Source organism: Acetobacter oryzoeni (assembly GCF_004014775.2).
Lineage (GTDB): Bacteria > Pseudomonadota > Alphaproteobacteria > Acetobacterales > Acetobacteraceae > Acetobacter > Acetobacter oryzoeni.
In genome coordinates, this window is the sequence record NZ_CP042809.1 from 160,216 (window position 1) to 172,478 (window position 12,263).

Annotated in this window: 16 protein-coding genes; 9 read left to right on the top strand and 7 right to left on the bottom strand. The window is 50.8% G+C overall.

Features of this window, described 5'->3' with window-relative positions; translation table 11 throughout:
• The first annotated feature begins 280 nt into the window (after nucleotides 1-280).
• On the top strand, nucleotides 281-1,192 hold the full coding sequence (locus EOV40_RS13645) for an IS110 family RNA-guided transposase (RefSeq protein ID WP_244297043.1): 912 nt from the start codon (nucleotides 281-283) through the stop codon (nucleotides 1,190-1,192).
• Nucleotides 1,193-1,226: 34 nt separating this feature from the next.
• Here EOV40_RS13645 and EOV40_RS13650 read toward each other — a convergent pair.
• Nucleotides 1,227-2,314, bottom strand: a protein-coding gene (locus tag EOV40_RS13650; protein WP_128106356.1) for an IS3 family transposase whose coding sequence is annotated in 2 segments (ribosomal slippage) — nucleotides 1,227-2,053 and nucleotides 2,053-2,314 — 1,089 coding nt in all. Because the reading frame shifts where the segments join, the coding sequence is not laid out codon by codon here.
• Nucleotides 2,315-2,939: 625 nt separating this feature from the next.
• Between EOV40_RS13650 and frmR the strand changes: the two genes are divergently transcribed.
• From frmR to EOV40_RS13685, 7 genes are all read left to right on the top strand, one after another.
• On the top strand, nucleotides 2,940-3,215 hold the full coding sequence (gene frmR / locus EOV40_RS13655; protein ID WP_003626675.1) for a formaldehyde-responsive transcriptional repressor FrmR: 276 nt from the start codon (nucleotides 2,940-2,942) through the stop codon (nucleotides 3,213-3,215).
• Nucleotides 3,216-3,256: 41 nt separating this feature from the next.
• Nucleotides 3,257-4,366: an S-(hydroxymethyl)glutathione dehydrogenase/class III alcohol dehydrogenase gene (locus EOV40_RS13660; protein WP_003618980.1), complete on the top strand. Its 1,110-nt coding sequence runs from the start codon at nucleotides 3,257-3,259 to the stop codon at nucleotides 4,364-4,366.
• 59 nt (nucleotides 4,367-4,425) lie between these two features.
• Nucleotides 4,426-4,827: a VOC family protein gene (locus tag EOV40_RS13665; protein ID WP_003618982.1), complete on the top strand. Its 402-nt coding sequence runs from the start codon at nucleotides 4,426-4,428 to the stop codon at nucleotides 4,825-4,827.
• Nucleotides 4,828-4,851: 24 nt separating this feature from the next.
• Nucleotides 4,852-5,679, top strand: coding sequence for an S-formylglutathione hydrolase (fghA, locus tag EOV40_RS13670; RefSeq protein ID WP_075624153.1), 828 nt, complete (start codon nucleotides 4,852-4,854; stop codon nucleotides 5,677-5,679).
• Between the two features lie 496 nt (nucleotides 5,680-6,175).
• Nucleotides 6,176-6,517: a type II toxin-antitoxin system RelE/ParE family toxin gene (locus EOV40_RS13675; protein ID WP_086642061.1), complete on the top strand. Its 342-nt coding sequence runs from the start codon at nucleotides 6,176-6,178 to the stop codon at nucleotides 6,515-6,517.
• Nucleotides 6,514-6,810, top strand: a complete 297-nt coding sequence (locus EOV40_RS13680; protein WP_035379786.1) for a helix-turn-helix domain-containing protein — start codon at nucleotides 6,514-6,516, stop codon at nucleotides 6,808-6,810. Before EOV40_RS13675 ends, EOV40_RS13680 begins: the two co-directional genes overlap by 4 nt.
• 316 nt (nucleotides 6,811-7,126) lie before the next feature.
• Nucleotides 7,127-7,840 (top strand): HNH endonuclease, encoded by a 714-nt coding sequence (locus EOV40_RS13685; RefSeq protein ID WP_099540569.1) that lies wholly within the window; start codon nucleotides 7,127-7,129, stop codon nucleotides 7,838-7,840.
• A gap of 210 nt (nucleotides 7,841-8,050) precedes the next feature.
• Here EOV40_RS13685 and EOV40_RS13690 read toward each other — a convergent pair whose 3' ends face one another.
• The 6 genes from EOV40_RS13690 to EOV40_RS13710 form a co-directional block, all read right to left on the bottom strand.
• Complete coding sequence (locus EOV40_RS13690) at nucleotides 8,051-8,836, bottom strand: hypothetical protein (protein WP_238331202.1); 786 nt, start codon at nucleotides 8,834-8,836, stop codon at nucleotides 8,051-8,053.
• A 177-nt stretch (nucleotides 8,837-9,013) separates the two neighbouring features.
• Nucleotides 9,014-9,319, bottom strand: coding sequence for a CcdB family protein (locus EOV40_RS13695; RefSeq protein WP_099540568.1), 306 nt, complete (start codon nucleotides 9,317-9,319; stop codon nucleotides 9,014-9,016).
• Nucleotides 9,320-9,520, bottom strand: coding sequence for a type II toxin-antitoxin system CcdA family antitoxin (locus EOV40_RS13700; RefSeq protein WP_183172687.1), 201 nt, complete (start codon nucleotides 9,518-9,520; stop codon nucleotides 9,320-9,322).
• 438 nt (nucleotides 9,521-9,958) lie between these two features.
• Nucleotides 9,959-10,540, bottom strand: a complete 582-nt coding sequence (locus EOV40_RS13705; RefSeq protein ID WP_238331201.1) for an MBL fold metallo-hydrolase — start codon at nucleotides 10,538-10,540, stop codon at nucleotides 9,959-9,961.
• On the bottom strand, nucleotides 10,540-10,845 hold the full coding sequence (locus EOV40_RS15385; RefSeq protein ID WP_238331200.1) for a hypothetical protein: 306 nt from the start codon (nucleotides 10,843-10,845) through the stop codon (nucleotides 10,540-10,542). The genes EOV40_RS13705 and EOV40_RS15385 overlap by 1 nt, the downstream gene beginning before the upstream one ends.
• Nucleotides 10,846-10,897: 52 nt before the next feature.
• Nucleotides 10,898-11,230 carry a YciI family protein gene (locus EOV40_RS13710; protein WP_003626994.1) on the bottom strand — a complete coding sequence of 111 codons (333 nt, stop codon included), beginning with the start codon at nucleotides 11,228-11,230 and terminating at the stop codon, nucleotides 10,898-10,900.
• Nucleotides 11,231-11,345: 115 nt separating this feature from the next.
• On the opposite strand from EOV40_RS13710, the gene EOV40_RS13715 reads away from it, so the two are divergent.
• Nucleotides 11,346-12,257, top strand: a complete 912-nt coding sequence (locus EOV40_RS13715) for a LysR family transcriptional regulator (protein WP_116100388.1) — start codon at nucleotides 11,346-11,348, stop codon at nucleotides 12,255-12,257.
• The last annotated feature ends 6 nt before the right edge of the window (nucleotides 12,258-12,263 follow it).

Below are 12,263 nucleotides of genomic sequence, written 5' to 3' on the forward strand. Positions count from 1 at the left end.
CTATCCGGTGGCGCGGGCCAGTCGGTTCTGGCTGGTCCATATTGATAAACTCCCTATTGATCGTGAATTTGTGCAAATCTGTTTCCAGCAATCCTGGAAAGACTTGTCTTATGAAATCCGGGTCGCTGTATGTGCGATAAAGGCAGCAGTCAGGAGGTGGCCACCTCCTGACTGCTGGAGAGAGCGGGTCGGGTCAGGACAGGCCATAATGGGCCGCGAATGAGTATGACCGCCTCTTCTTTTCCTCGGGCCTGAACGGATACCTGGGAGAAAATCCCGGATGACAAGCATAGGACAATGGGAAATGGCACAAACATGCGCAAAGCTGGAGAGTAATGCCGTTGTTGTTGGCATTGACGTTTCCAAGGATCATCTTGATGCCGCTCAATATCCATCTGGTGACCTGATCCAGACTTCCAACGATACGAAAGGCCTCAGAACGCTTCTACGGTGGATTGGCAGGCAACGTGCTGTGCATGTTGTCTTCGAGGCGACCGGCCCTTTCCATCGTCAACTGGAGAGTCATCTGGCCAAGGCCGGCATCCCATTCTCACGGATCAATCCGCGGCATGCAAGAAAGTTTGCTGAAGCAACCGGAAAGCTTGCAAAAACGGATCGGGTAGATGCCGTGATGCTGGCTAGGATGGGGGCACTTCTCGAACCCAGGACGTCTGAAATCTGCAACGAGCAACAGTCTGCGCTCCAGGAACTGGCAGCTGCACGACGAAATCTGATCCGTGACAGGACAGCCCTGCTCAATCGCCAGCAAAACCTGCAGCTCAGTCTTCTGAAACGTCTGACACGCTATAGACTTCGTCAGATAGAAGCTCAGATCGCAGCCATCGATCAGGCAATCAGCGAACTGATCACGACAGACGGGAGCCTCTCTCGAAAACGCGCTATTCTGGTCAGTATTCCAGGTATTGGAGAGGCCACGGCAGCGATGCTAATTGCTGATATTCCCGAACTGGGAACACTGGAGAATGGACAGGATGCTGCGCTCGCAGGCCTGGCTCCTGTCACCAGACAGTCAGGAAAGTGGCAGGGTAAAAGCTTTATTCGGGGTGGTCGGATTCATGTCAGAAACGCCCTGTACATGCCTGCTCTGGTTGCTATGCGGCATAACCCTGATCTTCAAAGCATCTATCTTAGACTGACGGATAAGGGAAAGCATGCAAAAATGGCTCGGTAATCCCCCCACTTTTAGTGGGGTTCTGACTGAGAATTCAGGCAATTGCTTTTAGTTTCTGAGCGGGTGTGAACCCGGCGTTCCCCATGTTGGGTCTGTCATGGTTATATGTCCAGAGCCATTGTGTTGCGACCTCCTGTACGTCCTGAATGCTTTCAAACAGAGACTGCTCCAGCCATTCCTGCCGGACTGTTCTGTTGTAGCGTTCGATATAGGCGTTCTGTTGCGGATTGCCCGGTTGCCTATAGATCAAGGTAATTCCTTGTTTTGCGGCCCATGAAACCAACGTATGAGTGATATATTCAGGGCCATTATCCATTCTGATAGCCCCTGGCCTGCCGCGCCACTCCATAACCTGTTCCAGACAGCGGACAACCCGACAGGCCGGCAAGGAAAAATCAACCTCAATCGCCAGTCCTTCACGATTAAAGTCATCCAGAATGTTCAGGAGACGAAAAGCGCGTCCATCCAAAAGCCTGTCTGCCATAAAATCCATGGACCAGACCGTGTTGGGAAGGGTCGGAACCGAAAGTTTTTCAGGCTTTTCGCGAACCAGACGTCTGCGGGGTTTAATCCGCAGGTTAAGTTCCAGCTCCCGATAGATCCGATAAACCCGCTTATGGTTCCAGGGTTGTCCCTGCACATTACGTAGATACAGGAAACACAGGCCAAATCCCCATCTCCTGTGAGCCTGGGTCAGTCCCACCAGAAGAGCGGCAATCCGGTCGTTCTCCGCTGCCAGTCGCGGACGATAGCGAAAGCAGGTTTCCGATATCCCAAAAATCCGACAGGCCAGCGCAATGCTGACCCCGTGATGCGCCACAGCCTCTACGGCCAGTTCCCGGCGCTGGACTGGCCTCTTCATTTTTTTCCAAGGGCTTCCTTCAGGATATCCGTCTGCATGCTCAGATCCGCATACATACGCTTCAGCCGACGGTTCTCCTCTTCCAGAGCCTTCATTTGACTGATCATAGACGCATCCATGCCGCCATATTTCGCGCGCCACCGGTAAAACGTGGCATTGCTGATCCCATGCTCCCGGCACAGCTCTGGAACCGGGACGCCACCTTCAGCCTGACGGACCACACCCATGATCTGCGCGTCAGTAAAGCGATCACTCTTCATCAGAATCTCTTCATTCCATACGCTGAGAAAATTCTCATTCAAAAGCCACTCTTTTTATGGGGGGATTACCGGCGTGTCTGCACGGGCCGGCAACTCTATCATTAATTTCTGCACGTTTATCGCGATTAAGTGGTTTTTTCGATGATAAAAATCTCAGTCAGCAGAGAATTATCATTATCTTCTGGGTTTCAATAAATGTCGAAATACCTTAATTATGTTAGTCAATATTCTTATATTTCAGCATGTTAGTGATACCCTTAATTATGGGAAGGTCCCTTATTGATGCGAAAAAAGCCCATAATTAGGAGACAAAACGCGACCGCATGTTTATCAACGCACGGGTCTGCTTCCGCCTACATCTCGGTCGTTTGGACCACAAGATTATTTGTCAAATAGCGGACATCAGCGCTTCAAAGCCTCGTTGTAGAGCTTGTCTGGATTTCACTGATTACACCTATTGAATGATTCCAAGACACAGGCAGTCCCCCCATGGACGTTACGGTGAAAATTTCGGCGATACGGACTTTTGATCGGATCATATGACAAGCACATCCTTATATCCTTGTCATACTGCCCCATAGTATGAAAGGATACTCAAGGGCAGTATATTCGGAGTAAACGTTTCGTGCCGCACACACCAGCTGAGAAAAAGCGCGTTCTGACCCGCGTGCGCCGTATTCGCGGGCAACTTGATGCGCTGGAACAGGCTCTGGAGAAGGGGGCTGATTGCGGTCCGGTACTGCAACAGGTTGCGGCTATCCGGGGAGCGATCAACGGATTAATGGCCGGTGTCCTCGAAAGCCATCTGCGGGAAGAATTTGTTGAGTGTGCCGGTGATCGTGATGCTGCCAGTGGTTCGATCGAGAATGTGGTGTCACTCGTTCGATCCTATCTCCGGTAATGCCCTCGATGCTGGCTGATAGGTTATTTGGAGAAAAAATCATGAAATCACGGGCCGCAGTTGCTTTCGAGGCGGGTAAGCCCCTTGAGATTGTCGAGATCGATGTAGCGCCTCCTCGTGCTGGTGAGGTGCTCGTGCAGATCACGCATACGGGTGTGTGCCACACTGATGCGTTTACCCTGTCAGGGGATGATCCCGAGGGACTGTTCCCAGCCGTTTTGGGTCACGAAGGCGCGGGAATTGTCATCGAGGTCGGAGAAGGCGTAACCAGCGTTGCCCCCGGCGACCATGTCATTCCGCTTTACACGGCGGAATGCGGTGAATGTCTGTTCTGTAAGTCGGGAAAAACCAATCTCTGCATTTCAGTGCGCGCCACACAGGGTAAAGGTGTGATGCCGGATGGCACGACACGCTTCTCCTACAAAGGTCAGCCGATCCATCATTACATGGGGTGTTCGACGTTCAGCGAATACACGGTTGTCGCCGAGGTTTCTCTGGCAAAAATCAATCCCGCATCCAATCCAGGGCATGTCTGTCTGTTGGGATGTGGCGTCACCACAGGGATTGGTGCGGTACACAACACGGCCAAGGTGCAGCCGGGAGATACGGTTGCCGTCTTCGGTCTGGGCGGGATCGGTCTGGCGGTCATTCAGGGAGCGCGACAGGCAAAGGCTGGCCGGATTTTCGCTATTGATACCAACCCGGAAAAGTTTGAACTTGCCAAAGCATTCGGCGCCACGGAATTCCTCAACCCCAAGGATTATGACAAACCGATTCAGCAGGTTCTTGTGGAAATGACCGGCTGGGGTATTGATCATACATTTGAATGTATCGGAAACGTCAACGTCATGCGCGCGGCGTTAGAAGCCGCGCATCGTGGGTGGGGGCAGTCGATCGTCATCGGGGTGGCAGGGGCCGGTCAGGAAATTTCGACCCGTCCCTTCCAGCTTGTGACGGGGCGTTCGTGGCGCGGCTCGGCTTTCGGTGGGGTCAAGGGACGCAGCCAGCTTCCCGGCATGGTCGAAGATGCCATGCGTGGCGATATCGAACTTGCGCCTTTCGTAACCCACACCATGCCGCTCGAAGACATCAATACGGCCTTCGATCTGATGCATGAAGGAAAATCCATCCGTTCCGTCATTCATTTCTAAGGTCTGCGTCTCACCGCGCAACATCATTTCCAATGGTTGGAAATTACAGGAGAACGATCATGGCAGTTATTTCCGGTGACGGTGTTTTCTCTCACGTTTTTCTTGGGGCAGTGGATACTGCGGTATCCGCGAAATTCTATGACGCCGCGCTTGCGGCTCTGGGCATAAAAAACCTGGGGCCGTTCGGGCATGGGTGGATTCTGTATGGCCGCGAAAAGCCAGCCTTCATCATTGCACGTCCAGGCAACGGTGAAGCGCCCTCAAGCAACGGTGTCACCATCGGTTTTGCAGCAGCGACACCCGCCGAAGTGGAGGCTTTTCATGCCGCAGGTCTTGCCAATGGGGGAACCGATGAAGGCGCACCCGGCCCGCGAAGCCACTTACCGGGCGCTTACGCTGCCTATCTCCGGGATCCGGCAGGGAACAAGATCTGCAGTTATACCTTCACGGACGGTAACTGACATGCGCAAAAGGCAGTGAGAGCCATGGAACGCAAGGAAACACACGCCTCTTTTGGGGGTGTGCAGGAAGTCTGGCGACACAAGTCCGTGTCGTTGGGTGTGGAATCAAACTTCGCGATCTACCTGCCGCCGCAGGCAAAAACTGAAAAGGTTCCCGTTCTTTACTGGCTCTCCGGTCTGACATGTACGGAGCAGAATTTCATTGGCAAGGCTGGCGCGCAACGCGTGGCCGCAGAACTGGGCATCGCCATTGTCGCGTCGGATACCAGTCCACGGGGCGTGGGTGTGGCTGATGACGATGCGTACGATCTTGGACAGGGTGCCGGATTTTACCTCAATGCGACGCAGGAGCCGTGGGCTGCGCATTATCGGATGTATGATTACGTCGTCACGGAACTTCCTGCGCTGATTGAGGCGAGCTTTCCGGTTACGCAGCAGCGAGGCATTGCGGGACATTCGATGGGTGGATTTGGCGCCATCATGATCGCGCTGCGTAATCCTGGCCGCTATCGTTCTGTGTCAGCCTTTTCACCCATTGTGGCGCCAACGCAGGTACCATGGGGTGAAAAAGCATTCAGTGCTTATCTGGGTCCGGATCGTGCCAGTTGGGCAGCCTATGACCCGCTTGAACTTGTGCGGACAGCGAAGGAAAGACTGCCTGTTCTGATAGATCAGGGTCTGGCGGACCAGTTTCTGAAAGAACAGCTCAGACCAGAACTGTTCCAGGAAGCCGCACAGAATGCAGGGCAGGAACTCATCCTGAATCTTCGTCCTGATTACGATCACAGTTATTATTTTATAGCCAGTTTCATTGCAGATCATCTCAGACATTTCGTGAGTAAACTAGGATGAACAGATTGTCAGATTTTTTGGATCCGCGCTTTTCTGGCTTCGGGTGGAGACGAAATCTGTTAGGGGCGTCTTGGAAACTGTGGAATTAACTGGCGGCTTTCTGCATCTTTTGTCCGGAAGCAGACATTCCGTTTGCCCCTCAGAGCCGACATGGAGTGAGTCCTCGGCGTGAAATAAGCCCGACTAAGAACGGGCTTATTTTAACCTAATTAGAGGACTCGTTTTAACCCGAATAAGGGCATTTTCGCGGGGTTGAACGGCGCGAAAACGAGGATTCTCCTAATTGAGGAATTTCGACAAACCTTCCTTTTTCCGTGCGCCCACCTACTTGCAATAAAGGGGAGAAACGGACGTAGATTTTGTGGCAGAAAACCGTTGACTTTGGATATACAGCAAAATTCCTGGGCTGCTGTTTGTCTGAACAACCGCTATAAGCCTCAACATTCTGATTTATACGTCATTGACGTATGTGCTGTTGACGTATAATTTGCCGATAATGTCAAAGCTGCAGACCGTTGTCGAACTGCCTGAATTCATAAAACGGGCAAAAGCCCTGATGTCAGACGACGATCGTATGGCTCTGATTAACATGCTCGCGGCAATGCCAGAGTCTGGGGTTTCTCTGGGCGGCGGCCTGCGAAAGATTCGTTTTGCACGTGAAGGTAGCGGGAAGAGGGGAGGTTACAGAACTCTTTATGTCTTTGGCGGAAGACATATGCCTCTGTTCCTGCTGACTGTTTTTGCCAAAAACGAAAAAGACAATCTAACCCGATCCGAACAGGCCGCTCTAGTAGACTTGAGTAAGACACTGATTGCGAAATATGGAGAACCATCATGAGCACTTATGACAGCATTCTGCAGGGGCTGAATGAGGCTCTCGCATATTCGGAAGCTCAAGCACAAAACAGCATTACCCATAAGGTGCGTGTGCCGTCTGTGGACGTTGCTGCCATCAGAACCCGAACGGGACTGTCCCAGGCGCAGTTCGCCAGGAGCATCGGTGTCGCCAAGGGAACCCTTCTGAACTGGGAACATGGTCGTCGTCAGCCAACCGGACCAGCTCAGGTCTTGCTGGCGATGTTAGATAAGCGTCCATCGTTGGTCAGCGAACTGCTCTCTGCCGCTCGCTGATAAAACTGGGACCCTAGACGCTGATTGAAGCAGCTGCTTCGGGGGGGGGGGCGGGAGGTCCGGTTTCGGGTGAATAAATCGCAAAGATAACCTCTGATTGAGACTATAACCTTTTGAAATCTTCTACTAAAATCGATCAGAGAAACCGAAAAATTTATTGTCAGTTCCGCCCACCGAACTATAGCCCCAGAGACTATAATAAATCATGCTGAATACGTTTGAAATAAAAGACCTTCTGATATACTTCGGCTTCGAGTTTAACGAAGAAAAAACGCATGCCTTTGGTTTCAGTCATTCAACGTTAAGAAACTAAAGGGTGTATCTAAAAGTTGACCGCAAGCGTCTTGCAGACGAGCCCAAGCCAGTAAAGAAGCAGCCGCTTGTCGTTCATCTTGATGTCGGCCAAATTCTTGGTTTTGATGAAACTCGTGTGGGTAAGTCAGAACCCAATCGAGAGTACAAGAACGACAACATGAGTGCATTCCGCATTGGGGCGAGCTCCAAGGCTATGGGCATCGCTGTCAATGTCGAGGACGTTTATGCTCTGAAAGAGCTACTTGTTCTAATGGGCTGGCGGCATCCGCAAAATCAAAATAATGCCGAGCAGGACATTGCTGAAGCCACCGATCTGCCAGAACAGGAGACCGAACGGCAGGCGGTAATCGCTGCACGGCGCGGCCAAGGTATGTTCAGGGCATCATTGGATGAGCATTGGAAGTGCTGTGCGGTCACTGGCTGCGCCACGCGTGCGTTGTTGCGTGCCTCGCATATCCAGCCATGGCGAGATTCGAGCAATATTAACCGGCTCAACCCGTACAATGGTTTGTTGTTGGCCGCGCATCTGGATGCCGCATTTGACCAGGGCCTGATCAGCTTTGCGAACGACGGAAGCATCTTAATAGACGAGTATCGCCTTCCTCGTGAACAAGCGGCTTTGATAGGAATTACCTCAGGGATGAGACTAAGTCATGTAAGTCCAGCACATCATCCGTTTCTGGACAATCACCGCCGATTACATGGATTTGTTTGATGCTTAATACGCTGGCCATTTGAACAACCGGTTTGGAAAAATAACTGAGGGGCTTTGAATAGCCGAAATGCAGGCATTGCTGCCTGTCTGCTTCTGTACCACTGAGTAGATCTGGGGGGAAAGCGGAGTGTCGGGTTTTCGCCAGGAGCCAGCCGAAGCAGACATCTCCGGCAGATCAGGCTCGGTCTCAAAATACAAACACGAAGATGATCATTCGGCCCAGTAGTTCATGTGATGCACATGCACTTTCAGCTCAGGGTTTCGGGGACCTTGGAATAGAGCCGAATAAGGAGATAAGTATTTTGATTCGGGAATATTGAGTTTAGAGCTAGCGTCCTTATCCAGATCAATTGTGCCGTTGAAGCCAGAAATGAGAACAGAGCTGTTTCCATGGCCGCGATACAGTAGGCAGCCTGTTACGCCGAGGTATAATTCCGATCTCGGTTCTATCGTCAACACTTTATTTGCTTCTTTTTCAAGATCTTCAAACGTAAATTGAAAAGTATTATATCCTCCGTCATTACTGGTTTCTTGAGGAAACACTATATCTCCATCTGAATGAAGATGTTTTGCGTAGTTTCGGCAGAGTTCTTTTGGGTTTGGACCAGCTCCTATCACGTATATCCCTGCAATGAATTGTACGTCCTGAGCCAATCCGGACCCTAGGTTCTTGTATACTGGGTGAGCGTTGAATTTAACAACAGAAGCTATTTCATCCGAGTATTTGGATATGGAAGTATCGGTGATTGATACTATCTTCAGCCATGGTCGATTTTGAGAAAATAATGCCTCCCTCGCGATAGCAGTTTGTTCCACAGATGCCACTGCTTGGGTGTGAGCCTCGCCTACCGCACGCCATGCATAGAAGGCACTGAACCCACCTGCAATCGCGGCAATCATAGCGAACACCAGCGATATCGAGGCTATTAAGCGATCGGTTAATGGCACAATAAAAGCATTCGCAAGTTCTCTTATCTGACGCGGGCTATGATCCACGATGAAAATCTAACCCGTCAACAAAAAAAAGTGGTCATCTATGTCGAGCAGAACTGACTGTTAGGCGGCGCGCTCCAAAAGGCCTGTAGATTTCAAATCGATCGAAGTCTGCTTACGGGAGCATGGCGGGGAGTTCTTATGTCTTAGAAGAAGGCGGAAATCGACTGAAGCTGTCTCTCAGAAACCAGTTAAAAGCAGATCGATAGCCTGGGTTATTTCATCCTGATAAAGAGACAATGAAGTCACGCCTTTCTTCAGATCACGTTCAGGTACAGCAGCCATAAACTGCGTCATCATAACGAACGATTGGTCATCTATTGTGAAAACAGGATTCAGTCTCTTTGCTGGCTTGGGTGCCACTTTCTGTGCTAAAAGTGGCACCACGATGCGGGTGCCCAATTCATCAAGTAGATCTGCCTGTACATCTACAACAAAACGCGCTTCACCTCGTCTGGCCAAACGATACACATCAAAACGGGCCATTCAGAAGTTCTTATAATCTGCGAGTGGAAGACCATTCTCTTCGACATATTGTCTGGATGCTTCAAGGGATGAGCGATTCTCTGCGAGCCATTGTTGAGCACGGATTGAAGCGATCGCTGACTTCACCCCCTGCTCGCAGGCCTGCGATATGTTGAGATCAAGCGATTTGGCTTCTTCGAGTAACTGAGACGGCAACGTCACATTAGTCGGACGACGTGTTGGGCTGGCGGAATGCGGGCGAACCATAGCTTTACTCCATGTCCTGGAAACCGAAGTTTAGCACATATTTATGCGCATCTCCATATGCATACTCTTATCCCGACATATGGACACTTTCCAAGAGCTCAAGCAATTCTTTTGACGTCTGACCTGAGCGACACCGGAATGTCTGGGGCTGTCCGCTTAGTTGATGGAGTTTCCATGCGGCATGATAATTAGAATATTTTTTTATCAGTGAGTTATAAATCCATTTAATACGGATAATATTCTATTTAGCCGAGAAAAATTCACTGATTAGTGATAAAAACAGCAAGTGAAATTTGAGAGTTTATCTCTTTAGCGTTTATGTCGACAATGGAGGGGAAAGCGGAATGTCCGCAATGGAATTGAACGAGGTGAACAGCGGACATAATGGCAGCCCTAGAGGAAAGACCAACCCCTTCCATGGTCGTATGTCATCACTTTTCCAGCGGATGTCATCGGAAAATGCGATGTGAATACTGCTGCGGTGTGTTCGGCAGCATAATTCAAAGCCCATTTGCGCGATATGATGGCTATCTGAGGATCTGCATCAAAAACGGCACTCCACTCCGGAATACATACCTGAATGGGGTGATGCATGACATCACCCGTGAAGAGCGCACGCTCCATACCTGATTTCAGCACAATAAATGCGTGATGTGGTGTATGCCCCGGTGTGGGATGAAAGGAAATTCCTTCGAGAACATCCGATCCGTCCACGTCAATCTGATCTGCAAGACCCGCCGAGATAATCGGATCAACGCTATCAATGCGTGTCATGAAACTGGTTTTATTGCGGACGCTATCATGAGCCGGATTGCTGAAAAAATCATATTCGGCTCTAGAAAAGACATATCGGGCATTCGGGAAGGTCGGAACCCAGATGCCATTTTGCAGGCGTGTGTTCCACCCCACGTGATCAACATGCAGATGGGTGAGAAGAACAAAATCGATATCTTCTGGTCGGACGCCAGCGCGCATCAGATTTTCAAGCCACACGGTCTGCAAGTGATCGAAAAACAGAGCAGCAGGTCGAGCCTTGCTATTCCCGGCCCCGTATCCACAAGAATGTTCCGACCGCGATCCTTGATGAGCCAGCTATGAACGCTCAAAAGGACTTTCGTTTCTGAAGCATCCAGCGTTTCAGGTAGATCAGAATAGGCCTGAAGTGCCGTTGCATCATCCCAGCCAGGAAGCAACTGTTCTGGAGTGAGTGCTGCCAGCGTAAGATCCTGCATTTTTAGTATGCGGGCATCCCCTACAGCATACCACTGAAGATCGTTCATAATCCCAAGGCTCTCTTTTCGTTTTTATTTCTCAAAAAACACAGCGCTGTCGTCATGAAGGGAAAAGAGACTTCAATTCTTGCGGGAGTTTGCCTGTTGCATGATTTGACAGGCACCCGAATAGTGGGTCCCATTCTTCAATCCGCAGATCACAAATCAAACCTTCGGATGCAAAGGGATCACCGGCAATCATCGCGTCGATCTCTTGCCGATTGGCGCCTTTCATAATCAGAAAGCCGGAGCGCAATGGGGTCCCTTTCAACGGACCGGACGCCAGCAGGCTGCCTTCCTGAATAAGGCGCCTGAGATACAACACGTGTGCTGCGACATGCTGTCCCCATCCCTCGCCGTCAGGGTGGTCCATGCGCACAAGATAAACAGGCATTTCGAAAGTCTCCACCAGAACTGGACTTGCCAATCACTCGAAGCCTTCAGCATATTCTTCTTTTCCGCTGGATAAATTGTCGATACGAGACATCAGTCACAACTGAGGAGGATGAATGCTTGACCGGTTAACCAGCATGAAGATTTTTATCAAGGTCGTGGAATTGGGGTCCTTTGCTGCGGCCTCCCAGCATCTGACTTTGTCGCCGCAGATGGTCGCCAAGCATATAGAGGCTCTGGAGCATCACCTTGGTGCTCGCCTGTTGCATCGAACGACACGTCGGCAAAGTCTGACCGAAACAGGCCGGCTCTATTGCGAGCAATGTCGGCTTGTTCTGCAGGCTGCTGAACGAGCTGACAGTCTGGCAGCCAATACGCTTGGCACACCGCGCGGCACATTATCTGTTAGTGTTCCCGTCACCTTCGGGCGAACAGTATTGCTGCCATTTGTTCACAACTTTCAGAAAAGATATCCAGAAATTCAAGTCCATTTGTCCCTGTCAGACCAACTGGTTCATCCCACAATGGATGGTCATGAGGCTGTGATCCGAATTGGTGAACTGGAGACTGACCTTGCAGCGGTCAGTCGTCCTCTGACGGCCTATCGTCGGGTCATCTGCGCGGCTCAAAACTATCTAGAAAAACATGGTTTTCCAGGGCAGCCCGATGATCTGATGCGCCACGAGTGTCTCGTGTATGAAAATTCCGGCGGCCCTGTAACAACCTGGCACTTTTCTCAAGGAAGCGTTACGCGGCCTGTCACCGTCTCCGGGCGGATAATCAGTAATGATTCAAGTGTTCTGCATTCTGCAGCACTTGCTGGCGACGGCATTCTGCTGGGATATGAGCAGGCCCTGCTTCCAGATATTAAAAGCAAACGGCTTGTCCAGCTTATGCCGAGGTGGACAGTTCCGGCCAGGCCCATGCACCTGCTTTATAACGCAGGTCCAGTTATGACGCCAAAGCTGCGGGTCTTTGTGACCGAGCTTCAAGAGGCTTTCCAGCCTGAAGCCTCTTTTCGACGGTAGGGTGCC

Excerpts from the sequence above, each read along its gene's own strand:
- EOV40_RS13645 (WP_244297043.1), top strand. The coding sequence starts at position 281 with ATGACAAGCATAGGACAATGGGAAATGGCACAAACATGCGCAAAGCTG.
- EOV40_RS13660 (WP_003618980.1), top strand. The coding sequence starts at position 3,257 with ATGAAATCACGGGCCGCAGTTGCTTTCGAGGCGGGTAAGCCCCTTGAG.
- EOV40_RS13665 (WP_003618982.1), top strand. The coding sequence starts at position 4,426 with ATGGCAGTTATTTCCGGTGACGGTGTTTTCTCTCACGTTTTTCTTGGG.
- fghA (WP_075624153.1), top strand. The coding sequence starts at position 4,852 with ATGGAACGCAAGGAAACACACGCCTCTTTTGGGGGTGTGCAGGAAGTC.
- EOV40_RS13675 (WP_086642061.1), top strand. The coding sequence starts at position 6,176 with ATGTCAAAGCTGCAGACCGTTGTCGAACTGCCTGAATTCATAAAACGG.
- EOV40_RS13680 (WP_035379786.1), top strand. The coding sequence starts at position 6,514 with ATGAGCACTTATGACAGCATTCTGCAGGGGCTGAATGAGGCTCTCGCA.
- EOV40_RS13695 (WP_099540568.1), bottom strand. The coding sequence starts at position 9,319 with ATGGCCCGTTTTGATGTGTATCGTTTGGCCAGACGAGGTGAAGCGCGT.
- EOV40_RS13705 (WP_238331201.1), bottom strand. The coding sequence starts at position 10,540 with ATGCGCGCTGGCGTCCGACCAGAAGATATCGATTTTGTTCTTCTCACC.
- EOV40_RS15385 (WP_238331200.1), bottom strand. The coding sequence starts at position 10,845 with ATGAACGATCTTCAGTGGTATGCTGTAGGGGATGCCCGCATACTAAAA.
- EOV40_RS13710 (WP_003626994.1), bottom strand. The coding sequence starts at position 11,230 with ATGCCTGTTTATCTTGTGCGCATGGACCACCCTGACGGCGAGGGATGG.
- EOV40_RS13715 (WP_116100388.1), top strand. The coding sequence starts at position 11,346 with ATGCTTGACCGGTTAACCAGCATGAAGATTTTTATCAAGGTCGTGGAA.